General features: G+C 52.5%; 23 protein-coding genes. 12 read left to right on the top strand and 11 right to left on the bottom strand.

Features of this window, described 5'->3' with window-relative positions:
* The first annotated feature begins 166 nt into the window (after positions 1–166).
* The 5 genes from BG55_RS01485 (at position 167) to BG55_RS01505 (ending at position 7,418) form a co-directional block, all read left to right on the top strand.
* The gene (locus BG55_RS01485; RefSeq protein WP_034933524.1) at positions 167–1,885 is read left to right on the top strand and encodes a type I secretion system permease/ATPase; all 1,719 of its coding nucleotides are present in this window, start codon (positions 167–169) and stop codon (positions 1,883–1,885) included.
* A complete protein-coding gene (locus BG55_RS01490; protein WP_034933526.1) occupies positions 1,875–3,218 on the top strand; it encodes an HlyD family type I secretion periplasmic adaptor subunit in 1,344 nt (447 codons plus the stop codon). Before BG55_RS01485 ends, BG55_RS01490 begins: the two co-directional genes overlap by 11 nt.
* Positions 3,219–3,220: 2 nt before the next feature.
* Positions 3,221–4,579, top strand: a complete 1,359-nt coding sequence (locus tag BG55_RS01495; RefSeq protein ID WP_052018643.1) for a TolC family outer membrane protein — start codon at positions 3,221–3,223, stop codon at positions 4,577–4,579.
* Between the two features lie 25 nt (positions 4,580–4,604).
* The gene (locus BG55_RS01500; RefSeq protein WP_034933531.1) at positions 4,605–6,332 is read left to right on the top strand and encodes a lipase; all 1,728 of its coding nucleotides are present in this window, start codon (positions 4,605–4,607) and stop codon (positions 6,330–6,332) included.
* Positions 6,333–6,443: 111 nt separating this feature from the next.
* Positions 6,444–7,418, top strand: a complete 975-nt coding sequence (locus BG55_RS01505; RefSeq protein ID WP_034933534.1) for an aldo/keto reductase — start codon at positions 6,444–6,446, stop codon at positions 7,416–7,418.
* A gap of 42 nt (positions 7,419–7,460) precedes the next feature.
* On the opposite strand, the gene pgpA is transcribed toward BG55_RS01505, so the two are convergent.
* From pgpA to nrdR, 6 genes are all read right to left on the bottom strand, one after another.
* Positions 7,461–8,000 carry a phosphatidylglycerophosphatase A gene (pgpA, locus tag BG55_RS01510; RefSeq protein ID WP_071994960.1) on the bottom strand — a complete coding sequence of 180 codons (540 nt, stop codon included), beginning with the start codon at positions 7,998–8,000 and terminating at the stop codon, positions 7,461–7,463.
* Positions 7,945–8,922: a thiamine-phosphate kinase gene (thiL, locus tag BG55_RS01515; RefSeq protein WP_034933537.1), complete on the bottom strand. Its 978-nt coding sequence runs from the start codon at positions 8,920–8,922 to the stop codon at positions 7,945–7,947. Before thiL ends, pgpA begins: the two co-directional genes overlap by 56 nt.
* Before the next feature lie 56 nt (positions 8,923–8,978).
* Entirely contained in the window at positions 8,979–9,398 is a 420-nt protein-coding gene (nusB, locus tag BG55_RS01520) for a transcription antitermination factor NusB (protein WP_034933539.1), read from the bottom strand.
* Between the two features lie 16 nt (positions 9,399–9,414).
* The gene (gene ribH / locus BG55_RS01525; RefSeq protein WP_034933540.1) at positions 9,415–9,885 is read right to left on the bottom strand and encodes a 6,7-dimethyl-8-ribityllumazine synthase; all 471 of its coding nucleotides are present in this window, start codon (positions 9,883–9,885) and stop codon (positions 9,415–9,417) included.
* A 122-nt stretch (positions 9,886–10,007) separates the two neighbouring features.
* Positions 10,008–11,102: a bifunctional diaminohydroxyphosphoribosylaminopyrimidine deaminase/5-amino-6-(5-phosphoribosylamino)uracil reductase RibD gene (gene ribD, locus BG55_RS01530; protein ID WP_034933543.1), complete on the bottom strand. Its 1,095-nt coding sequence runs from the start codon at positions 11,100–11,102 to the stop codon at positions 10,008–10,010.
* Positions 11,103–11,105: 3 nt separating this feature from the next.
* Positions 11,106–11,555, bottom strand: coding sequence for a transcriptional regulator NrdR (nrdR, locus tag BG55_RS01535; protein ID WP_034933546.1), 450 nt, complete (start codon positions 11,553–11,555; stop codon positions 11,106–11,108).
* A 249-nt stretch (positions 11,556–11,804) separates the two neighbouring features.
* Here nrdR and BG55_RS01545 point away from each other — a divergent pair, with 249 nt between their 5' ends.
* The 4 genes from BG55_RS01545 (at position 11,805) to BG55_RS01560 (ending at position 16,082) form a co-directional block, all read left to right on the top strand.
* Positions 11,805–12,362, top strand: a complete 558-nt coding sequence (locus BG55_RS01545; protein WP_034933550.1) for a SadB/YajI family lipoprotein — start codon at positions 11,805–11,807, stop codon at positions 12,360–12,362.
* 527 nt (positions 12,363–12,889) lie between these two features.
* Entirely contained in the window at positions 12,890–14,113 is a 1,224-nt protein-coding gene (locus tag BG55_RS01550) for a hypothetical protein (protein WP_034933552.1), read from the top strand.
* A 26-nt stretch (positions 14,114–14,139) separates the two neighbouring features.
* Positions 14,140–15,225 carry an HBL/NHE enterotoxin family protein gene (locus tag BG55_RS01555; protein ID WP_034933555.1) on the top strand — a complete coding sequence of 362 codons (1,086 nt, stop codon included), beginning with the start codon at positions 14,140–14,142 and terminating at the stop codon, positions 15,223–15,225.
* Between the two features lie 53 nt (positions 15,226–15,278).
* Positions 15,279–16,082, top strand: coding sequence for a GumC domain-containing protein (locus BG55_RS01560; protein ID WP_034933556.1), 804 nt, complete (start codon positions 15,279–15,281; stop codon positions 16,080–16,082).
* A 90-nt stretch (positions 16,083–16,172) separates the two neighbouring features.
* Here BG55_RS01560 and secF read toward each other — a convergent pair whose 3' ends face one another.
* The 5 genes from secF to queA form a co-directional block, all read right to left on the bottom strand.
* A complete protein-coding gene (gene secF / locus BG55_RS01565; RefSeq protein WP_034933559.1) occupies positions 16,173–17,141 on the bottom strand; it encodes a protein translocase subunit SecF in 969 nt (322 codons plus the stop codon).
* A gap of 10 nt (positions 17,142–17,151) precedes the next feature.
* On the bottom strand, positions 17,152–18,999 hold the full coding sequence (gene secD, locus BG55_RS01570) for a protein translocase subunit SecD (protein WP_071994961.1): 1,848 nt from the start codon (positions 18,997–18,999) through the stop codon (positions 17,152–17,154).
* Between the two features lie 27 nt (positions 19,000–19,026).
* On the bottom strand, positions 19,027–19,359 hold the full coding sequence (gene yajC, locus BG55_RS01575; protein ID WP_034933565.1) for a preprotein translocase subunit YajC: 333 nt from the start codon (positions 19,357–19,359) through the stop codon (positions 19,027–19,029).
* A 24-nt stretch (positions 19,360–19,383) separates the two neighbouring features.
* Complete coding sequence (gene tgt, locus BG55_RS01580; RefSeq protein ID WP_034933567.1) at positions 19,384–20,508, bottom strand: tRNA guanosine(34) transglycosylase Tgt; 1,125 nt, start codon at positions 20,506–20,508, stop codon at positions 19,384–19,386.
* 218 nt (positions 20,509–20,726) lie between these two features.
* Positions 20,727–21,812, bottom strand: a complete 1,086-nt coding sequence (gene queA, locus BG55_RS01585; RefSeq protein WP_034933948.1) for a tRNA preQ1(34) S-adenosylmethionine ribosyltransferase-isomerase QueA — start codon at positions 21,810–21,812, stop codon at positions 20,727–20,729.
* Positions 21,813–21,971: 159 nt separating this feature from the next.
* Between queA and BG55_RS01590 the strand changes: the two genes are divergently transcribed.
* The 3 genes from BG55_RS01590 to BG55_RS01600 all read left to right on the top strand — a co-directional run bounded on the left by BG55_RS01590 (position 21,972) and on the right by BG55_RS01600 (position 24,735).
* Positions 21,972–22,553, top strand: coding sequence for an ACP phosphodiesterase (locus BG55_RS01590; RefSeq protein ID WP_034933569.1), 582 nt, complete (start codon positions 21,972–21,974; stop codon positions 22,551–22,553).
* A 194-nt stretch (positions 22,554–22,747) separates the two neighbouring features.
* Positions 22,748–23,350: a peroxiredoxin C gene (locus BG55_RS01595; protein ID WP_034933572.1), complete on the top strand. Its 603-nt coding sequence runs from the start codon at positions 22,748–22,750 to the stop codon at positions 23,348–23,350.
* 125 nt (positions 23,351–23,475) lie between these two features.
* On the top strand, positions 23,476–24,735 hold the full coding sequence (locus BG55_RS01600) for a histidine-type phosphatase (RefSeq protein WP_034933575.1): 1,260 nt from the start codon (positions 23,476–23,478) through the stop codon (positions 24,733–24,735).
* Positions 24,736–24,813 lie beyond the last annotated feature (78 nt).

Genomic DNA, 24,813 nt, shown 5'->3' on the forward strand with positions numbered 1-24,813 from the left:
GTTAAAAATGCCAAAATAATCTGCAAATTTATTTATATAAATCAGGGGAGATGGCTTTGTTATCCCTTCAACCCCACAGCATCTGAAATTTAATAAACATAAAAAAATACATGAAACACAGTTAACCGCATTATTAATTTCAGAAATAAAAAGACCCAATATTTTGATGATTAAATCTGCAAACGAGCTGTCCGGTTTTATTCTGTCCCGATATCAGCCATTAATAAAAGTCGCCCTGTTCTCAGCGGTTATCAATCTGCTTATGCTGACGCCGTCAGTTTATATGTTGCAAATTTATGACAGGGTACTGGGTTCCGGCAATAGCGACACCCTGCTGATGCTTACCCTGTTGGCCGTGCTGATGTTTACCCTGCTGGCAATACTGGAATATATCCGCAGCATGGTGGTTATTCGTCTTGGCAATCAGCTGGACAGCCAGTTTGCCGCAAGAGTCTGGCTCGCCGTCAGCCAGTCCAGCCTGCAACAAAATAAAACTGATGCAGGACAAATGCTGAATGAGCTGAGTGCGTTACGCCAGTTCCTGACCGGCAGCGCATTATTTATCTTTTTCGATGCGCCCTGGTTTCCCATTTATCTGCTGATCATTTTTCTTTTTAATCCGTGGATGGGATGGCTGGCAATGACAGGGGCACTGTTGTTGACTGGTCTGGCGATACTCAATGAGCAGCTGAGCAGACGGTTACTTAAAGATGCGGGACATTTCGCCCGATTATCCGCTCAGAATGCCAGTGCCTGCCTGCACCAGGCGGAGGTCATTGCCGCCATGGGGATGCTCTCCGGACTGAAAAAACGCTGGTATAACCTGCATCTTCGCTTTGTCTTTTATCAATGCTGCGCCAGTGAACGAGCGGCCCTTCTTACCGCTGTCAGCAAATCCTGTCGGCTGGCTTTGCAGTCAGTGATGCTGGGACTGGGTGCCTGGCTGGCAATACGTGGTGAAATTACCCCAGGCATGATGATTGCCGGCTCAATTCTGACCGGTCGCGCTCTGGCCCCGATTGAACAGCTGACTGGCATCTGGAAACACTATCGTTCGGCTCGTCTGTCATGGGGCAGGCTGGTTAATCTGCTGGATGCTTTTCCACCACCGCCGTTTGCTCTGCCCCTGCCTGCACCTCAAGGGCACCTGTCGGTTGAAAATATCAGCTGTATCCCCACTGGAGCGTCCATTTCTGTGCTGCAAAATGTCAGTTTCAGCGTGCAGCCTGGCGATCTTCTGCTGATTGCCGGCCCCAGTGCGTCAGGAAAATCCTGCCTGGCTCGCGTTGTTAGCGGAATCTGGCCGGTAACTGAAGGCAGCGTCCGGCTGGATCAGGCAGATATTCACCAGTGGGATCGACAGAGCCTTGGCCCACATATTGGCTATCTGCCACAGGATGTGGCGCTTTTTTCCGGCACGGTGGCGGAAAATATCGCTCGTTTTCAGGAGATCGACGCAGAGAAGGTGGTGATCGCTGCGCGCATGGCTGGGGTACATGAGTTAATCCTGCACTTCCCTGATGGCTACGACACCCATATCAACGACGGAGGCGCAGGCTTGTCTGGCGGGCAAAAGCAGCGCATCGGGCTGGCCAGGGCATTGTATGGCAATCCCACGCTGGTGGTGCTGGATGAACCGAATGCCAGCCTGGATGATGCCGGAGAGAAAGCGCTGCATCAGGCGCTCAGAACGTTACGTCAGGGCAAAAAGACCGTGGTGGTGATATCTCATCGTCCCGGACTGCTCTCTCTGAGTAACCACCTACTGATTCTGGATAGTGGCAGAGTGAAACATTATGGCCCCACTCAGACTTTGCTGAAAACCCTTTCCCGGCAAGGGGCCAGCGATAGGGAAAAGCAGCAGGAGACACATCATGTTGACTGAAACACACCTCCCCCCGGACGACTTCCCGGTCAGCGAACTGCCTCAAAATGCGCAGCCTTATCTGCGTCTGGGCCTGCTGACCCTGTTCGGCGGCGTGGGATTATTTCTGCTGTGGGCGGCGCTGGCACCGCTGGATAAAGGCGTGGTGTCACCAGGCATCGTGATGGTTTCAGGTTACCGTAAGGTCGTGCAGGCTCCGGTCAGCGGCAGCATCGAAACCATTTCAGTCAGGGACGGGCAGCAGGTAAAAAGCGGGGAGACGCTGATGACCCTTGTCCAGACTCAGGCGCTGGCCCAACTGTCGGCAATACGTGAACAGTATGCGCTTTCATTGATCATACAGCAGCGTCTGCTGGCAGAACGCGAGCATCACTCGCTGATGGCCCGTCCTTCAGCGGCAGTGCTGACAGACGAGATTGCCCAGAGCATCAATGTCGCAGAGATAATGAAACAGCAACAACACCTTCTCTGGTCACGAAGACAATCCCTGGAGAGCGAAACCCAATTATATCAGCAGTCGGTGACGGGCATTCAGCAGCAGATTGCGGCGCTGGATAAGGTCAGAAGCAGCAAAATCACCGGTCTGGCTTATCTGGCGCGCCAGATAAAAGATTTACAGGCGCTGGTAAAAGACGGCTTTTTCCCCCGCAACCGCTACCTGGAGCTTCAGCGACAGGCAGCGGCCACAGAGAGTGATATTGCCGCCACGGAAGAGCGCATCAGGGAGTTGCACAGGCAGCGACAGGAAAACCAACAACATATTGTGCTGCGCGAGGCGGAGTATCAGAAAGATGTGGACACACAGCTGGAACAGCTCCGCATTGAGATCAGTGAAAGCAGTAAAAAACTGAAACTGGCCACCTTCAGCCTGGCCCAGACGCGCGTTACCGCACCGCAGGACGGCATTGTTATTGGGCTGAATACCACCACCCGTGGCGGCGTGGTCAGCGCAGGTGAACATCTGATGGATGTGGTGCCGCAAAAAGCCGCGATGATTGTTGATGCCGAACTGAAAGTTGGGATGATCGACAAAGTTCACCAGGGAATGCCGGTTACCCTGTCTTTTACCGCCTTTAACCACGTTACGACCCCCAGAATTCCCGGTCAGGTCACCCTGGTTTCTGCCGATCGTCTGATTAATCCGCGAGACAGCACCCCGTTTTACAAAGTCCAGATTGCCGTCACGCCGGAAGGCATGAGCCTGCTGCACAACGCAGAAATAAAACCCGGTATGCCTGTGGAGGTGTTTATCAAATCCGGTGAGCGCTCCCTGCTGAATTATTTATTCAAACCCTTTCAGGATCGTCTGAATGGTGCTTTCACGGAGGAGTGATCATGCAGAAAACAAGGCTCATCATTTTGTCTTTGTTGATAACACTGTCATCTGTTTCGTTACAGGCGCAGGCCCTCACTCTGGATGAGGCCTGGCATCTGGCACTGAACCATGATCCCGGCTACCTGGCCGCGTTGAAAGAACAGGCGGCCGCCAATGAGGATGCCGCTATCGCCACGGCTGGCCTGTTACCTGCCGTATCACTGAGCTGGCAGAACGCCCCCAAAAACTGGCAGCAGCAGAATTATTCACAAACGGACATCCGGGGGCAGCATCACAACGTTGAGCGTCAGCAGCAATACCAGAGTTACTCCGGCGCGGTAACCCTGGTACAACCGCTGCTCGATTATGAAGCCTGGGCGCGTTATCAGCAGGGAATCAGGCAGAAAACCGGCTCAGAGCATCGTCTGCGACAACGTTTTCAGGACCTTGCGGTCAGGGTGGTGGAAGCCTATCTGAAAGTGGTTTCCTGCCGGGAAAAACAGGCGCTGCTCAGCCAGCGAATGACTCTGCTTGAACAACAACGGCTGTTAAACCAACGTCTCTACCGGGCGGGAGAGGCCGCGATTACCGAGCTGAAAGAGACGGAAGCTGAATACGCGCTGGCAGTGGCAGAGCATCTTGAGGCCGGAGATGTGCTGGAGGCAGCACGTGGTGAGCTGGAAATGATTACCGGGCAGCCACTGGTGACCGATTTGCCTGTCCGACTGACGGATGCCACAACAGCACTCCCCATACCATCAGGTGGCTGGCAGGCGTGGCAGAAAAATGCACTGGCTCTCAATCCACAGCTTCAGGCAATGAAACAGGATGTGGAGAGCAGACGCTATGATATTGAACGCAAGCGGGCGGCCTTTTTCCCTCGCGTCGAATTGTATGCCACCCATTCACAGAGCGATTCTGCTACGGATACATCGGTACATCAGCAATATCGTACCGATTCACTGGGCATCAGAGTGAAAATGGCACTTTATGCGGGCGGCAGCAACGCGGCCTCCATCCGCCAGGCGACGGCAAAATATGAACAGGCGCAATTCACCCGCGATGCGCAGCGTCTTAAAACAGTCAATGAGCTACGGCAATTTTATAATCAGTGTCTGCATGGTCCGGTAAAAATCCAGGCCTGGCTCGCCGCCGTAGCCGCGGCCAGAACACAACTTTCAGCAACCAGAAAAAGTATTCTGGCCGGGCAGCGTATTAACATTGACCTGCTCAACGCCGGGCAGAAACTGTTCAAATCTCAACTTGATTTGGCTGATGAAAAATTTAACTACATGAAAGCCTGGATTAACCTGCTGGATCGTTCAGGGACATTAAGCATTGAGGATCTGGCAACCTTAAATCGCCATCTTATGGAATAAATCACAGCAAAACTAAGGAGAACGTATGGCAGTTTTTGATTACAACAATGAAAAAAACATCGAATTGTTACAGGACACCATTATTTTAGAAAGCGTCAACCTGAACTCAGTACTGGACAGTAATTACTGTTTTTCTGGCGAGGGAGGATGGCAAATTCTTGACGGAGAGACATTGCAATACGACGGCAATACCAACGCATACGGTGCCTTCTATGGTGAATCGCTGTTGATGTCCTCAGCCGAGTGCAACGTATTTGGTCAATACGACGATAACGGCAATATAACTAAAATTGGTATCAGCTTCTGGGGAACGTCCACCAATATTGGTGCATCCGATTTTATTTCGAATACGGCACTGGATGTGGTCAGCGATCTGGCTTCCGGTTTAATCAGCGGCTATGCCGACAGCTATTCCGTCAATGCCTTTAATCAGTTGCTTACCTCTGTCGCGGCCTTCGCTACCGCTCAGGGGCTGACGGGTGAAGATATTATTATTACCGGACACAGCCTTGGCGGGCTGGCGGTTAACAGCATGGCCACCAGCTCAGAACTGGGTATGTGGGACGGATTTTATCAGGATTCCAGCTACGTGGCGCTGGCGTCCCTGACCCAGAATACGCTGGATGACAAGGTGCTGAACATCGGTTACGAAAATGATCCGGTATTCCGCGCACTGAATGGAAGCGCATTCACTTGCGAAACACTCTTCAGCCACGACACGGCCAGAGAAACCTGCACAAATAATATGGTTTCATTTAATGACGCTTATGCCGGATTAAGCTGGAATATTGACTTTATGTCGTTAGCCAATCCAACGGCCTGGAGTGCACACCTGGGAGTGGATTATCTTTCAGGCATGATCAAAGTCATCAACTCTGATGTTTACGATTACACCACCATTGATTCTAATATCATTGTTTCCAATCTCAGTGAAGGCAATCGGGCGACCACCTGGGTCGAAGATCTGAATAAAAGCAATCTGCACAGCGGGTCAACCTTTATTATCGGCACTGAGAGTGATGATTTACTGAAAGGCAGTGAGGCAAATAACTATCTGTGTGGTGGAGAAGGCAATGACACTTTTAAGGATAACAGTGGATACAATATTATCTACGGTGGCAGCGGCAATAACAGCTACATTACCGAGTTCACTCTGTCGGAGATGTCGATAGCACGAAGTTACGATGGAACCTTATATTTCAAATACTCCACCGGAGATATCACCCGGGCGGAAAACATTCAGAATGTCAATATCGACAAGGTCGTATTCAACTTCTGGTTTATCAATGTGACTGAGCATAATGATTATGCAGTAACAGAGGAGGGGTTACAGGGAACTGAGGGCACCTGCGATTATGCGCTGAGTTACTACTCCTGTGAGAATAATAATTACACCATCTCTTCTTCTTCCGATGATAACTGGCTGTTTTCATCAGACAGTGACAGTACGATTTACAGTTACAACAACAATACCAACATCGTCTCTAATGCGGGTAATGACAGTATTTACCTTGGCGGCGAGGGGGACTCATTACTTTTTTACGGTAATTTCGGCCATGACACCATTTATAATCTGTCGACCACCGACACCCTTTTATTTATGGCGAATAAAAACATTGGCATCGACTATGACTACAACCATTATCTTTCCATGGTGGACAATGATGCGGTTTTTCAGTTTGGTGACAGCAGCGTTACCCTGGTGGGCGTCAATACTGAGATGCTGCATGAGATGAATATTGTCATTGCCTGAGATGCTCATCATGCAGAAGACAATCTCTTCTGCATGACTTCTGCTCCCCGCACTATGCTTAACCTCTGGTCCATCAGATTTGAAAAACGACTATCACCAACAGGAGCCATAATGAACACCGTGAAACTGGGTAATACCGACCTGACCGTTTCCCGCCTCTGTCTGGGCTGTATGACCTTTGGCGAACCGGATCGTGGCCGCCATGCCTGGACACTGCCGGAACAAAGCAGCAGACCACTGATCAGGCAGGCGCTGGAAGCAGGCATTAACTTCTTTGATACGGCAAACAGCTATTCTGACGGCAGCAGTGAAGAGATCGTGGGGCGTGCGCTGAAAGATTATGCCCGGCGTGATGAGATTGTGGTGGCGACCAAAGTCTACTTCCCGATGAGCAATCTCTCTGGTGGGCTGTCTCGCGCCAACATTCTGCAATCAATTGATGACAGCCTTACCCGGCTGGGGATGGACTATGTTGATTTGCTGCAAATCCATCGCTGGGATTACAACACGCCGCTGGAAGAGACTCTGGAAGCGCTGGATGAGGTGGTGAAATCCGGCAAGGCACGTTACATCGGTGCCTCCTCGATGTATGCCTGGCAATTTGCCAAAGCACTTTACACTGCCGATCGCTACGGCTGGGCACGTTTTGTCAGCATGCAGGATCAGTACAACCTGATCCAACGGGAAGAGGAGCGCGAAATGCATCCACTCTGTCAGGCAGAAAACATTGCGGTACTGCCGTGGAGCCCGCTGGCACGAGGACGTCTGACCCGCCCGTGGGGCGAAACCACGGCCCGTTCGGTGTCCGACGAGTTTGGCCAAACGCTGTATAACAAAACAGAAGAGAACGACGGGGCGATTGCGCAACGGGTGGCAAACATCGCACAACAGCGGGGCATAAGCCGGGCGCAGGTTGCGCTGGCGTGGATGCTGGCTAAACCGGCCGTCACCGCGCCAATTATTGGCGCATCGCGTGCTGAGCAGCTGGATGATTTGGTAAAGGCGGTGGAGACAGAGCTGACCCGCGAGGAGATGGCAGAACTGGAGAGCGTTTATCAGCCACATGATGTGGTGGGCTTCGAATAATCCTTCAGGCATGGCGCATCGTCAGCGCCATGCTTATGCCCGTTACAAAGCCAGATGGTGCCCGGCATAGTAAAGAATACCGGCAGAAATAATTCCGGCTACGATATCATCCACCATAATGCCCATGCCGCCATGAACGTTACGATCAAACCAACGGATTGGCCACGGCTTCCACATATCGAGGATGCGGAAAATAATAAATCCTGCCAGTACCCACTGCCAGCTGTTGACCGGTATCGCCATCAGCGTAATCCACATGCCGATAAACTCATCCCAGACGATACAGCCGTGATCGTGCACGCCCATATCTTTTGCGGTACGGTGGCAAAGATAAACACCAATACAGATGCCGAACATCACCACCAGCGAATAGAGGTCCGGCGGCAGCCAGGTCATCAGACACCAGAAGGGAATGGACGCCAGCGAACCTACCGTGCCCGGCACCCAGGGGCTCAGCCCGCTACCAAATCCGGTGGCCAGCAGGTGCCACGGGTTACTCATCTTCAGGCGACTTTTCGCCACATCTTTACTGGCTGGCAAAATGATCGAATCCCTGCATGTTAATCTCCACGGGTTTGCCATTCTGCAACAGCACTAACCCTTCACTCTGCGGTGCTATCTGGCCGACGCAGGTAAACGACACGCCTGAATTACCCAGCGCCACATCCAGCGCACCGCGATTAATTTCCGGTACGGTAAAACAGAGTTCGTAATCTTCACCGCCGCTGAGCGCCCAGCTCAACAGCTGATCCGGCTCAAAGTGCTGCTTCATCACCTCCGACAGAGGTAAGGCTTCGAGATTGAGACGGGCACCACAGCCGCTGGCCCGCAGAATATGGCACACGTCCGAAATCAAACCGTCAGAAATATCAATCGCTGCACTGGCGAGATCCCGTAACGCCTGGCCTTGCAGGATACGTGGCATTGGGCGCAGATGGCGTTTGATTAAAGCTTCATGGACCACCGGGTCGTCAATTTTGATCCGGTGCTGTAGCAGCGCCAGACCGGCGGCACTGTCGCCCAGCGTGCCGGTGACATAAATCCAGTCGCCGGGACGCGCGCCGGAGCGTTTCAGCGCCCTTCCCTGCGGGATCAGGCCATGAATACCCAGCGTCAGACTCAGTGGCCCACGGGTGGTGTCACCGCCAATCAGCTGCATATCGTAATAATCCAGCAGCTCAAACAGGCTGTCACTGAACGCCTTCAGCCAGGCCTCATCGACCGACGGTAATGTCAGCGCCAGCGTCAGCCAGGCGGGATCGGCACCCATTGCAGCCAGGTCGCTGAGATTAACCGCCAGCGCCTTGTAGCCAAGATCGGCCGGATGAATATCACGCAGGAAATGGACACCTTCCACCAGCGTATCGGTACTGATCGCCAGCGTTTGCTTTTCCGGCAGGGTCAGTAGTGCGCAGTCGTCACCGATGCCTTTTTCCACATCGCGACGGGAACTGGTCACGCGATCAAAATACCGGGTGATAAGTTCAAATTCGCCACATGCCATATACAGTGTTCCGGATCTGAAAATGAAGAAGGCCGGATAAACCGGCCCTGGCAGGATTATTTCTTGTTGGGACGTATCTGCGGAGCGGCTTTATCCAGTACACCGTTGACAAACTTGTGACTGTCCTCGGCACCAAACACTTTAGCCAGCTCAATCCCTTCGTTAATGGCCACTTTGTAGGGAACATCGGCACGCTTGCTCAGCTCGTACAGAGAAAGGCGCAGGATTGCCTTTTCGACTTGACCCAGCTCTTCCAACTGACGGGACAGCCAGGGTTTCATCAGGCCATCAAGGTACGCGCTGTTGGTTGCAACGCCGCTCAGCAATTCACGGAAGTAGCTGATATCCATATCTTTGACGTCTTGCTCCGCCAGAAACTGGTATTCGACATCGGCAATGTCGTTGTTAGATAACTGCCAGGAGTAAAGTGCCTGGACAGCACATTCACGGGCGCGGCGGCGAGCAGCAGGTTTCACGAAATTCCCCTTAAAATCAGGCTTTGATAGCTTTCAGTACGTTAATCATTTCAAGCGCGGTCAGGGCAGCTTCCGCCCCTTTATTACCCGCTTTGGTTCCGGCGCGTTCAATGGCCTGCTCGATGTTTTCTGTCGTCAGCACGCCAAAAGCAACCGGTATATCACTGGTCATAGCAACGTTTGCCAGACCAGAACTGGCTTCTCCCGCCACATATTCAAAATGCGCAGTCCCACCACGGATCACCGTACCCAGCGCAACAACCGCGTCATGCTTGCCAGCTTTCGCCAGCGCACGGGCGGCAACCGGCATTTCGTACGCACCCGGAACCCAGACCACGGTGATATTTTCATCTTTCACCTGTCCGATACGTTTCAGCGCATCGATCGCACCGCTCAGCAGGCTGTCGTTGATGAAATGGTTGAAACGCGCGATAACAATCGCCACGCGTGCGTCAGGAGTAGCAACAGCAGCTTCAATAACGTTCATAATTTTCCTTTCAGGGTTCGGTTAGGGCCCCGCAGGGGGGCGGATTCTATCACACTCTTAAACGGTCTGCTTGTCCGGATTAGCAACCTGCCGGACAACATTGATAAAGCACGGCCCGGTCATCATACCGTTAGCGTGAGGCGTAAATCCGGCCCCACCTGCCGGACATCGCTAAAACTGAGCTGGGGTGCCTGCGCCAGCTGTGTCAGGCCCGGCAGATGGCATAAACCGCGTGCGGCATCACCCAACAGCTTAGGAGCCAGATAGATAATCAGCTCATCGACCACACCGGCGCTCAGCAATGCCCCCGCCAGCGTGGCACCTGCCTCAACCCAGACGCTGTTAATCTGGCGCTGTCCGAGCATCATCATCAGCGAGACCAGATCTGCCTGCTGATGGTGCTGTGGCAGGGACAGCTGCTGCACATTATCCGGCCAGTGCAGCGTATCGGGCTGCCGGCGCGCCAGCCAGGTTTCTCCCGGCTGGGCGATCAGGCGATGCTGCGGTGTGACGCGATTATGGCTGTCAATGACCACCCGTACCGGCTGAGGCCGCTGTTCCTGCGGGCAGCCGGGTTCATCGTTCAGTTCATCCCAGCGCACCGTCAGGGCAGGATTGTCAGCCAGTACCGTGGCGCTGGTGGTCAGAATGGCTGAACTTTGCGCACGCAACCGCTGCACATCGCGTCGTGCCTCCGGAGAGGTAATCCACTGACTTTCACCACTGGCCATCGCCGTGCGTCCGTCGAGGGACGCCGCCATTTTGAGTTGCAACCAGGGAAAACCGGTGCGCATGCGCTTGAGAAATCCCCGGTTCAGCGCTTCCGCTTCCTGCATCATCAACCCGTGGCTGACCTTAATCCCGGCCTGACGCAGACGGTAGAGACCACGACCGGCGACCTGCGGATTAGGGTCCTGCATGGCCGCCACTACGCGACCAATACCGGCAGCAATTAATGCGTCGCAACAGGGGGGAGTACGACCGTGGTGGCTGCATGGCTCAAGGGTGACATATGCCGTTGCCCCACGAGCCTTTTCGCCCGCCATGCGCAGCGCGTGAATCTCAGCGTGAGGTTCGCCAGCACGCAGGTGCCAGCCCTCTCCGACGATGACACCCTCACGCACAATGACGCAGCCGACCTGGGGATTGGGCGCGGTGGTGAAACGCCCACGTCGCGCCAGTTCAAGTGCGCGGGCCATCCAGATTTCATCTTGCATGGTTCAGTCCTGTAGGCGGGCGATCTCTTCGCCAAATTCGCGAATATCTTCGAAACTACGGTAAACCGAAGCAAAACGGATATAAGCCACCTTATCCAGTTTTTTCAGCTCATCCATCACCAGGTTGCCAATCATTTTACTGGTGACTTCACGCTCGCCGGTGGCACGAAGTTGCGTTCGGATATGACTGATAGCGTTTTCAACATCGTCTGAGTTGACCGGGCGCTTTTCCAGCGCCTTCATCATACCGTTGCACAGCTTGTCTTCGTTGAACGGTTCACGGATATCATTGCTTTTCACCACCCTCGGCATCACCAGCTCGGCCACTTCAAAAGTGGTGAAGCGCTCATGGCACAGCAGACACTGGCGGCGGCGGCGCACCGAGGTGCCTTCCCCTACCAGGCGGGAATCGATCACTTTGGTATCCACAGCAGAACAGAACGGGCAATGCATGATGCTTCCTGATAGTCCTGAAAATTGGTGCACAGTGTAGCGCGAAGTGGCAGTTAACAAAATAACGGGCTGACCATTTCACTGATTTCCGGGAAAAGTGCGTTGCCGGACTCAGAGCACTCGGATAGGGCAACGCTGAAAAATGCAATATGCTGGTAGCCACTGACAATCTGGTGCATGTTGAACCGGCTGACCTCAGCTAAAAAGATAAGCTTTAACAGAATCGTGATCTGCAAGGAGCTGGCTGTAATGACCAGAGTAATAAAAAGAAAAAACCTGTTGTTGATAACGGCGTTGCTGGCAGGCTGCGCTTCCCCGTCAAAACAGTCTGACCTTAATAAACTGCATAAACAGGTCGGCCAGTTGAACAGCGAAATGCATCAGCTGACGCGGCAGGCTACCGCCCTGACGCAGCAAAATATGCTCAACACGCACTCCACCCAGGGTGCCTGGCTGTTACCTGCCGCCACGACGCCGGTTTTACTCGACAGCCAGGCCGGTGAAATCCGTCTGTCATTGAGCCCTCTTATCAGCGAGGGCAGCCACACCCAGACGATGCTGCATATTCGCGCTTCCTCGCAAAACACGCTACCTGCCTTTACGCTTCAGGTGGAATGGGGAGAGCTGGACCCCACGACAGGTAAATCACTACAGGCTGATAATCAGAGTCAGTCCATCCATGTCGATAAGGTATTGCTGCCACAAAGTGAAATCACCGTGCCTCTGATGCTGCGTAACACCACGCCGGAACAGACGGGGTACCTGCGAATTCATGATCTTGTGGTACTTGTCGCCTCGCATCCCTGACGGGGTTTATCCCGTCGTCAGTGGGGTTTCAGTGCCGCCCCACTTAATCCTGCCGGCGCTGAGAAAAATGATCGCTGGCGATAAGCGCGGAAAAAACATCAGTAAAAATCAACATAATTTCCGAAAATTCATTTCCTTTTCTTATTCTTTACAATAATTTCCTTAAAAAACAAATTATATTAATCATTAACTTAAATAAAAAACCATTACACGGATCACGTTTTTTATTGAAAACATATTAAGCGGATCTTGCCAGTTTTATTCTTTATCATTAACATCACTTACAAGACGACATTTTACTGCAAGCCACTATTTTCTCCTTTGAGGGAGTTGCAATGTCTTACAACATCCGCACTGTCAGTCTGTTGAATTATAATTTTTGTCATAATAACGGAGATATATCTCCTTTATTCATCAGCTTTTCCACTTAACCTGTACCTCCACCAGCCATAATTATTCGCAACATAACACTGCGCGATAATTTATTGCGCTAATTAAATTTAATTTTTATATAAACGTGGTGAACCATGGCAACTTCTGTTTCCCTTAATCTGGGCGATCAGGATTTACTGACTGACAGCCTTGCGTTATCTTCCTCGGCCTTATTGCAACAGAGTTACAGTAATTTACTCCTCACCCAGCAGGCTTTTCAGGCCGGTAATATGGATGCCGGTCTGGCAACTAAAATTGTGGCGTATCAACGCCAGATGTACAGCCAGGCGAGTTATTTTAAACAGGAGAGCCTTCCTGCCATTATTAACCTGATGACATTTGGCTCTAATTTCTCAGCCCTGGTTAATGCTTTTAATTCTATTTTAATCACAAAAAGTGATGAGGATATATTAAATGGCCTGACCCAACTGAACAGACAGCTGGAATCCCTGTCCGATCAGGCTCAAAGTTATGGCGTGATTGCTCAGTCACTCAACAGTCAGCTACAGGTTGCCTGGAGTTCACTGTCACCCTTGCTGAAAAACTATCAGGCGCAGTTAACTCAGGCCGAACAGACATTAAGTAAAGAGGCTGCACAGTGGGCAGAGACGATCAGGAATCTTAACACCCAGATTGCTGCCAATATCCAGGGTATCGTCAGTAAAGGTAATAAAGCCGGTGATGGCGTAAAACAGCTGGCAAAAGGAATTATCACTTCCTTTCAGGTGGATAATAATTCCGGCAAGAGCACTGAAAATAAAGATAACAGCGAAAGCAAAGATGACACCGAAAATAAATCAGATTCGACTGAGGAAAAAGGTGATCAGGATAATAAACCGCAGACTGGCGATAACAATCAGAGCGGAGAAAATAAACCACAGAATCCTTATAACGAGCAATCCGTGGAATATATGGTTTCGGGTATTACCGCAGTCTCATCAGGTATAGCCGGTTCAGGTCAGGCAGCAAAAGATTTAATCAGTAATACGGAAAAGCTGGCTCAGGCTTATCAGGCACTGGCTAAAACCAATGCGATGCTTACCGTCGCTAAATCAATTGATGCGCAAAACCAGCTCTTTGTGGACAACTACAGCCGGGTTGCCCAGACAGCCGGGAAATTCCCGCAAACCTGGAATGATATCGCCAGCGCATTTCAGGAGTGCGTCTCTCAGGTTAATAACCTGAAAAATGAAGATGATATCTGGCAGTTCAAACGCGCGCTGGCAAAAGATGCATTGCAGTGGAAGCTCCTTTCACAACAGATTGACAGTATTAAAGCTGTCTATGCAGGTAACGGCAGTCTTCCGGATGCCTTCTGATTAATCCTCACTTACAGGAATTAACAATGACCACAGCAACAGACGTTTCAATGGATACCAGTATGTCTGGTCAGGCGTCACAGGCTCTGCAAATCCAGAATTATTGCAACAGTGTCAAACAGCAAATCCCGGTAGATTTTAGTCAGTTTCCTAATCTTCAGAACTTCCAGACAGAAATTAATCAGGGGCTGAGTACCGCACAGGATCATGCCAATGGCTATCTGAATACCATTCAGCCGCAAATCATCACCAATATAAGCAACATTTCCAACTACTTTGCTCTACAGAACGCCGTTCCGGCCACTCTGCCGCCGGGTTCAACCAAAGAACAGTGGTTAAGCACATTGAGCATGATGAAAGACCAGGCAACGGAATATCAGTCGCTGTCTGTCAGCACTAAAAATGTGCTGGTGGTGCTTAACAATAATCTGGTGATTGATTCCCGCAATTTTCAGCAAATCGTCGTCGATCTCAACACGCAGGTAAATGGCGATAATGGCGTGCTGGAACAGCTGAATACGGAAATTGACGGCATTAACTCGGCCATTGACGGCGCTATCGCCGGTATTGTGGTCGGGGGATTACTGGTAATAGGAGGCGCATTTGTTACCGCCATTGGCGCGGTAGCAGATTTCGTCACCGCAGGCACATCGACGCCGGTGGTGATTGGCGGGGTGGCGATGATGGTCGCAGGCGCAGCAGGCATTACCGCCGGATCGATTGTGCTGCACAATTCGCTGAATGCCCGTCAGGACCTCTACCAGAAACGCAGTTCGCTGAAAAGTGAGGTACTGACCGCCACACAGATTGGCACCGGTTATAAAGGGCTGCAAAATCAGGCACAAAATGCGGTGAATGCCGCCACGCAGATGGCTAATGCCTGGGATTCGCTGACCAGCGATCTGGGAAGTCTGATCCTCGATCTGGATAAAGGCATCACCAGCGGCGACGCGATTCGTCAGCTGTGGCTGACCGCGGCCAACACCACGGTTAAAACGATTATCACCGATGTCAGCACCATTAAAAGCCAGATGGCGGGCGTCAGTCCAATGGCGGTTCCGCAGGGCACCACCCTTGCCAATTATGTCAATCAACTGGCGATCGCTGCCTGAGATCCCACTTCAGGGCGGGATTTTACCCGCCCTTCTCTTTCGGAGATATTCCCGTGAGTAATGGCATGTTGTCCCAGGCTATCAGCAATATTCAGCAGTTGCAGGCAACCATTAATGGTTTCAGCGGCTTGCCACAGCAGGCAATAGCGATTCAGCAAAGTACATCAGCCCTGTTGAATGACCTGCTCCCGCAGGTGCAGGAGATGCAGAAACAGGTTCTGGCGCTGGGCATCACATTGCAAAGCCAGTTAAATCAGCAAATGGCGATTCTGAATACCCAGAGCGCGGATCAACTGCGTGCTGCGCTCCAGCAGGTGCAGACGGAGATTTCGCCGGTTGACGGTCTGGTCAACCAGACGATCACGGCAGGCAAAGCTGCTAACGAAAAAATCATTCAGGATAATATCGAACTGCAACAGATCGATGTCTCCCTGCAAAACAGTATTGCCGGATTACAATCTAACCTTGCTGGCGCAAATCAGCAGCTTGATACCCTGAATAAGCAGAAATATTACTGGCTGGCGCTGGGCATTCTGGGCGTACCGGGGTTGATTGCGATGGCGGTCGAGCTAAGTAAGGCACAGGACAACGTTAACGGTCTACAGGGCCAGATTAATCAGATTCAGCAACAGATCCAAAGCCAGCAGGGATTCTTTACGCAAACCCAATCGCTTTCTGGAAATTTCACTACCCTGGTGGATAAATTAACCGGGCTGGGCAGCGCGATCACTTTTCTCAGTCGTGATATTGGCAATATCACCCACGATTTGGATGATGATGTCCCACGGCAACAGATTCAGCTGCTGTTCAGCGTCGCGTTAATGGAAGTGAACACCCTGGTCACCGATGCATCCTGATATCTGCTGCCAGAGGCTTTGCAGTCCACACCAGCGTTACCGATTTTATAAAGAAAAAGGGCCGCATCAGCGGCCCTTGCACATCAACCATTAAGGTAAAATCGAGGGCTGGTCAGCCCCTTCTTTTTCAACCTTTTGCTGCAACAGATGTTCACGTTTCATCCCCAACTTCAGCGCCAGCGCAGAAGCCACGTAAATAGATGAAACTGTACCTATTGAAACACCAATCAGCATGGTCATCGAGAAGCCTTTCAGTAATGCCCCACCAAAGATAAACAACATCAGCACCACAACCAGCGTGGTGGCAGAGGTCATAATGGTACGGCTCAGCGTCTGCGTCAGCGAAACGTTGAAGATCTCGTAAGGCGTACCGCGACGTATCTTGCGGAAATTCTCACGAATACGGTCCGACACCACGATACTGTCGTTCAGCGAGTAGCCGATTACCGACATCAGCGAAGCAATGATGGTCAAATCAATCTCTATATGGAACAGAGACAGAATGCCCATGGTGATGATCACGTCATGCGCCAGCGCCAGCACGGCCCCCAATGCCAGTCGCCATTCAAAGCGAAAACCAACGTAGATCAGAATAGCAATCAGCGCCACCAGCAGCGCCATGCCGCCAGTCTGCGCCAGATCGCTACCCACGCTGGGTCCGACAAACTCGATACGCTTGACGGTGGCGTTTTGCTGGCTGACCTGGTTGATAATGGAAACCACTTTATTGCCCAGTTCCTGGCCTGCATTGCCCTCATGAGGCGACAAACGCACCAGCACATCACGGCTACTGCCGAAGTTCTGGATTTGCGGATCGGCAAAGCCAGAATGTTGCAGAGCACCCCGCAGGCTTTCCAGATCTGCCGGTTTTTCCAGGGTAATTTCAATCACCGTTCCACCGGTGAAATCCAGCCCCCAGTTAAAGCCCTTCACCCCCATAATGACGAAGGAGGCAATCAGTAGCAGGCCGGAGAGAGTAAAGGCCAGTTTATCCCAACGCATAAAGTCATAGACTTTACGGCCGTAGTTCAGTTCTTCAACGCTATAGTCCTGTGCCACAACGCACTCCTCAAATAGACAGCTTGTTGACGCGTTTGCCGCCGTACAACAGGTTGACGATGGCGCGGGTACCGACAATGGCGGTAAACATCGACGTCAGCACACCGATTGCGGTGGTGATGGCAAAGCCTTTAATCGAACCGGTGCCCACGGCATAGAGGATCACCGCAGTGATCAGCGTGGTAACGTTAGCATCGATAATACTGGAGAACGCACCGCTGTAACCCTCATGAATCGCCTGCTGGACAGAGCGCCCGTTTTTCAGCTCTTCTTTGATACGTTCATTAATCAGTACGTTAGCATCGACCGCTACCGCCAGCGTCAGCACAATACCGGCAATACCCGGCATGGTCAGCGTCGCCCCCGGCAGCAGTGACATGATGCCGACAATCAGCACCAGGTTAGCGACCAGCGCCGTGGTGGCAATCACACCAAACTTACGGTAGTAAAACACCATAAAGATAATTGACGTGGCCAGTCCCCACAGACAGGCTTCCAGACCCTGAGTAATATTCTGCTGACCCATAGTCGGGCCAATCGTGCGCTCTTCAACAATCTGAATAGGTGCAATCAACGCACCCGCGCGGAGTAACAGCGACAGCTGACGGGCTTCATTAGGGTTGTTGATACCGGTGATGCGGAAGCTGTTACCCAGTCGGGACTGGATATTGGCAACGTTAATCACCTCTTCCTGCTTCGCCAGAATCGCCCGACCGTTGGCATCTTTCTTACCGCTGTCTTTGTACTCCACAAACAGGGTTGCCATTGGCTTGCCAATGTTGTCCTTGGTGAAGTTGGACATGATATTGCCACCGGCACTGTCCAGCGAGATATTTACCTGCGCCTGATTGTACTCATCCTGGCTTGAGGTGGAATCAGTGATATGGTCACCGGTCAGGATCACCCGCTTAAAGAGCACCACAGGCTGACCATCGCGGGTGTTTTTCACTTCAGAGTCACCCGGTACACGACCATTAGCCGCAGCGGTGGTATCCACTGAGGTGTTAACCAGACGGAACTCCAGCGTTGCGGTTGCTCCCAGGATCTCTTTCGCCCGCGCCGTGTCCTGAATACCCGGCAGTTCCACCACGATGCGATCGGAGCCCTGACGCTGCACCAGCGGCTCTGCCACACCCAGTTGGTTCACACGATTACGCAGGATATTGATGTTCTGCTGTACCGCATACTCACGGGCTTCACGCAGACGATCGTCACTCATCACCGCTCGCAGCAGGTTGCTGCCGCTTGAGTTGATCACCAGGTCACGGTGGCGGGCAGTCAGATAAGTAATCGCCGCGTCACGCGACTGGGTATCACGAAAGCGAATTTCCAGACCATAGTTATCGGTTTTACGCACGTTGGTCCAGGGGATATTTTTGTCACGCAGGTCGCTTCTCAGGCTGTCGATATTCTGTTCCTGAAGTTTGCCCAGCGCGGTATCCATATCCACTTCCATCAGGAAATGGACGCCACCGCGCAGATCAAGACCGAGCTTCATTGGCTCGGCTGCCAGCATACTCAACCATGCTGGCGTCGCGGGGGCAAGATTGAGGGCCACGACATAGTCCTCGCCTAACACCCTGGTGATAGCATCACGGGCGCGCAGCTGGACGTCGCCATTAGCAAAGCGCGCCATAATCGCGCCATTCTCCAGCGCGATGGATTTGCTCTGAATATTTTCCTGTTTTAGAACGTTCTGGACCTGACCCAGCGTCTGCTCACTGGCGGCGCTTCCGCGCGCACCAGTGATCTGAACAGCCGGATCCTCACCATAGAGGTTGGGAAGTGCATACACCAGACCGACGATCAGCACGACGACCAGCATGATGTACTTCCACAAAGGATAACGGTTTAACACGGCAGTTCCCTTAGGGAAAACAAAAAATTACAGCGCCTTCATCGAACCTTTCGGCAGAACGGCAGCCACGAAATCACGTTTTACGACCACTTCGGTGGTGTCATTCAGCGCGATAGCCACGTAACCCGTGTCAGCAACTTTTGTGACGCGGCCAACCAGACCACCGGTGGTCAGCACTTCATCACCTTTGGAAATGGAGTCCATCAGTTTTTTATGCTCTTTCGCACGCTTTTGCTGTGGACGCAGGATCATAAAATAGAAAATCAGGCCAAATACCACCAGCATAATCACCAGTGAATAGGGGCTTGACTGTGCCGGTGCGCCTGCTGCCGCCACTGCGTCAGAAATGAAAAAACTCATCAACTTTCCCTCATTGTTTAATTATTAAACGGCTAACGGCGGAACCGCCTTGCCCGTCCGGTTATAGAATTCGCTAACAAAGTGCTCTAATTTACCCTCTTCAATAGCCTGACGTAAACCTGCCATCAGACGCTGGTAGTAGCGCAAATTGTGGATGGTGTTAAGGCGTGCGCCCAGTATTTCGTTACAACGATCAAGATGATGCAAGTAAGCACGACTGTAATTGCGACAGGTGTAACAATCACACTCAGCATCAAGTGGAGAAGTGTCATCTTTATACTTCGCATTGCGGATTTTCACCACGCCGTCGGTGACAAAAAGATGACCATTGCGCGCATTGCGGGTTGGCATCACGCAGTCGAACATATCAATGCCACGCCGGACGCCCTCCACCAGATCTTCTGGCTTGCCAACGCCCATCAGATAGCGGGGTTTATCCTGCGGGATCTGCGGACAGACATGCTCCAGAATCCGGTGCATATCCTCTTTCGGCTCGCCGACCGCCAGGCCGCCCACAGCGTAACCATCAAAGCCTATCTCTACCAGCCCTTTTACGGAGACATCTCGTAAATCTTCGTAAACCCCGCCCTGAATAATGCCAAACAGCGCGTTTTTATTGCCAAGCGAATCAAAGCGATCGCGGCTGCGCTGCGCCCAACGTAATGACATTTCCATTGAACGTCTGGCGTAATCGTGGTCGGCCGGGTAAGGCGTGCATTCGTCAAAGATCATCACGATATCGGAACCGAGGTCGAACTGAATCTCCATCGATTTTTCCGGATCGAGGAAAATAGCGTCACCGTTGATAGGGTTGCGAAAATGTACCCCAGCCTCAGTGATTTTACGGATATCTCCCAGGCTGAAGACCTGAAAGCCACCGGAATCGGTGAGGATCGGGCCTTTCCACTGCATAAAATCATGCAAATCGCCATGCAGTTTCATGATTTCCTGGCCGGGACGCAGCCATAAATGGAAGGTGTTGCCCAGAATGATCTGCGCACCCGTGTCCTGCACTTCTTCCGGTGTCATTCCCTTAACCGTGCCATAAGTGCCGACCGGCATAAAAGCGGGTGTTTCCACCACGCCACGATCAAAGACCAGGCGGCCGCGACGTGCGCGGCCATCGGTGGTGTCTAATTCAAACTTCACGTTGCCTCCACCAGAGAAACAGTCTGATGATTGATAAAATGTGGCGCATTCTAACAACCATGCAAGACGCAGCACAAGCCAGCCAGCAGGGATAGCGTCAATCTGATGCGGCTTATTGATGCTTTGTTGTCGCCGTCCCCGGCCACAATTTCACGGGCATGTGAATAGTCATAAAACTAACAGGCATCTTTATTAGCGGATGATGTTTATTCAGCTTTTCAACATCCATTATTGTGCACGCCCACCTTCTCATTCACCGCCTGAGGATTATGGGTGATAAACATCGCATCACCGTAACTGAAAAAGCGGTACTGCTCTGCCACTGCCTGCTGGTAGGCCCGCAGGGTATGACGGTAACCGGCAAAAGCGGATACCAGCATAATCAGCGTCGATTCCGGGAGATGGAAATTGGTTACCAGCGCATCAATCACCTGATACTGATATCCCGGATAGATAAAAATTTTCGTGTCATCAAAGAATGGCGCAATTAACGCATCCCCGGCAGCCTGAGCCGCGCTTTCCAGCGAACGGACAGAGGTGGTGCCCACCGCCACCACGCGATTGCCCCTGGCTTTACACGCCAGCACGGCATCCACCACCTCCTGAGGCACTTCGGCATATTCGGCATGCATAATATGATCTTCGATACTTTCCACCCGCACCGGCTGAAAAGTACCTGCACCGACATGCAGCGTGACAAACGCCGTTTCAACCCCTTTATCACGCAGGGCATCGAGCAGAGGCTGGTCGAAGTGCAGACCCGCAGTAGGTGCCGCCACGGCACCGGGACGCTGACTGTACACCGTCTGATACAGTTCACGGTCGGCCTCTTCGTCCGGGCGGTCAATGTAAGGCGGCAGTGGCATATGCCCCACGGCGTTGAGAATATCCAGTACGGCCCGCTCATCGTCAAAGCGCAGCTCAAACAGCGCATCATGGCGCGCCACCATGGTAGCCCTGACACTCTCATCATCACCGAGCAGCAGCTCAGCACCGGGCTTTGGCGCTTTAGAGGCGCGTACGTGTGCCAGCACCCGGTGATCGTCGAGCATACGTTCGACCAGCACTTCAATCCTGCCGCCACTGACTTTGCGTCCAAATACCCTCGCCGGGATCACTCGCGTATTGTTGAATACCAGCAAATCGCCAGCATTAAGCTTGTCCAGTAAATCCGTGAATACGCCGTGCGTCAGCTCCCCATCGGGACCATTCAGCGACAGCAGACGACAACCGCTGCGTTGCGCCTGAGGATAATGGGCAATCAAAGATTCTGGTAACTCAAAAGAAAAATCGGCAACGCGCATGGTCATTCACTGTCCGGGAATCGAGGGCGCATAGTCTAGCTGAAATCTGCTGATATCTGAACAATCCCCTGCCCTGTTGCTTGTAAAGCGTCCATTGCGACAAAGAGCGGCCCACTCACGCCGCTGTGATGTCAGCCAGGAAGAAGATATACTCCGGCGATGAATTTTCTTGCCCACCTCCACCTTGCCTCGCTGGCCGGCAGCTCTCTGACCGGTAACCTGATGGCTGACTATGTGCGCGGCGATCCTCACGGCGTCTGGCCGCAGCACATTGCGCTGGGCATCCAGCTGCATCGCCGTATCGACGCCATGACCGATTCACTGCCCGAAGTGCGGGCAGCGCGACGATTATTCCGCCCGGAAACCTTCAGGGTAGCGCCTGTGGCACTGGATGTTATCTGGGATCATTTCCTGTCTTTACATTGGGATACAATCCAGCCGGAAATATCCCTGCCAGTTTTTCTGGCCGATTGCTATTCTGTGATCCAGCCCGAATTAGCGGCCACACCCGAGCGCTTTCAGACGCTTAACCGTTATTTATGGACCGAGCGCTGGATGGAAAGGTATGCCGATGCGTCATACCTGGAGAAGGTGCTGAATGGCATTGCCGCCCGCCGACCGCGCCTGACGGCGCTGTCAGCGTCGTATCAGGATTTTGTCGATAACTATCAGAATCTTGCTGATATATTCTGGCAACTCTATCCACAGATGATGAGCAGAGCCGTTCAGCAACAACTTTGAGACTCGATACAGACTTCTGCCGCTGGTTTTTCTCTGCCACGGCCATTAACATAAATATCACTTGCTGTTTTCAGATGGCTCAATAGCTACAACCTATCTGAATAATCGGTGACTTATGCTGGTTCACGGACGAGCATCGACCGTATACTTGCGTTCTTATTTTCATCAACCTAACTACCTTTACAGGAGTGAATATGGTCCTGGTAACCCGTCAAGCCCCTGATTTTACTGCCGCAGCTGTGCTGGGCAACGGTGAAATCGTTGAAAACTTCAACTTTAAAAAACACACCGCTGGTAAAGCCACCGTTGTGTTCTTTTGGCCAATGGACTTCACTTTCGTCTGCCCTTCAGAACTGATCGCCTTCGACAAGCGTTACGAAGAGTTCCAGAAGCGCGGCGTGGAAGTGGTTGGTGTTTCTTTTGACTCCGAATTCGTTCACAACGCATGGCGTAAAACCCCTATCGATAAAGGCGGCATCGGCGAAGTAAAATACGCGATGGTTGCTGACATCAAACGCGAAATCCAGAAAGCCTGGGGTATCGAGCATCCGGAAGCGGGCGTTGCCCTGCGTGGCTCGTTCCTGGTTGACAAAGCCGGTGTGGTTCGCCACCAGGTGGTTAACGACCTGCCACTGGGTCGTAACATTGACGAAATGCTGCGTATGGTTGATGCGCTGCAATTCCACGAAGACCACGGCGAAGTGTGCCCGGCACAGTGGGAAAAAGGAAAAGAAGGTATGGGCGCATCGCCGGACGGTGTGGCTAAGTACCTGTCTGAAAACGCAGCTAAGCTGTAATTCCGATCCGATTAAACTGAAAAGCTCGCTCCGGCGGGCTTTTTTTTTGCACCGTAAAACCCGCCAGGGCATGCTGGGCCCACTTTTTTAAGCCAAAGCCGGACTACCCGGTGCGGACGGTGCCCATGTCTGATCTACGCAACATTCTGTTTCTGCTGATGCTGTCTCTCCTGAGCACGGTGGTGCAGGCGCAGGATTACACGCTGGAAAAAGTGGTGCAGGTCACCCGACATGGCGTCCGTCCTCCCTCCCCCGATAACCGTCAGATGATTGAAACGGGTGCCGGACGCCGCTGGACAGACTGGCTGAATCAGGATGGTGAACTGACCGGGCATGGCTACACGGCGGCATGGTTGAAAGGCCGCTATGAGAGCCAGCGCTACCGCCAGCTGGGATTACTTCAGCACCCCTGTCCCGCCGATAATGACGTCTATATCCGTGCCAGCCCACTGCAACGCACCCGAGCGACGGCAGAAGCCTTTGCCGACGCCGCCTTTCCTGGCTGTGGCGTCACTATTCATTCCGCAGCGCACAACGATCCTTTGTTTCAGTACCCTGAAGGAAAAGCCTCGCCGGAAGAGGCAGAGGCACACCGCCAGCAGGCTTTACAGGCAACCGGCGGCACTCTGGCAGAGCAGCAACAGCGTATGCAGCCTCAGATTGCGGCGTTAAAACAGGCGGTGTGTCAGGCCGGACAAGCCTGCCCGGCATTCAGCCAGCCGTGGCAACTGGCGGTCTGGTCTAACGGCACCGTGGGCATTAAAGGGCTGGATACGCTGGCGGCGATGGCTGAAACCATCCGGCTGGAATACAGCGAGAACAAGCCACTGTCGCAGGTGGCCTTTGGTCATGCGCAGAACGCTGAAGAGGTCGCCAGACTGCTGCCATTGCTCAGCGTTAAGTATCAGGACAGCAACGACCTCCCTGGCCCGGCACAGCGTGGCGCTTCGCTGTTGATGAACCAGATAGCCAGCGCGTTACAATCCGGTACAACCGGTCAGCACAGCACACCGCCTGAGGTTCGCTGGCTGCTGTATGTCGCTCACGACATCAATATTTCCTGGCTGCGCACCCTGCCTGGCTTTCACTGGCAGCAGGGGCTTTATCCACCGGGCAATATTCCACCCGGCGGCAGCCTGGTCTTTGAACGCTGGCACGACAGACAACAACGCCGCTTTATCCGTATCTATTTTCTGGCCCAGAGCCTCGATCAGCTCCGCCAGCTGACCCTACTCAGTGAGAGCCAGCCTCCCCTGCTGACTGAGCTCACCTTCCCCGGCTGCCAGCACTCCGCCGTTGGAACCCTTTGCCCGTATGACAGCACCCTGCAACGTATCAGGCAACGTACTCTGTCATCCGCAGTGCCGGTCAGTTATCCGCAGTGAGGTGACAAGCGGAAATGAAACAGGCCGGAATCTCCGGCCTGTTTCATTGTGGGAAATATCTTTCCCGCCCTGCGGTGT

This window comes from Erwinia mallotivora (assembly GCF_000590885.1).
Lineage (GTDB): Bacteria > Pseudomonadota > Gammaproteobacteria > Enterobacterales > Enterobacteriaceae > Erwinia > Erwinia mallotivora.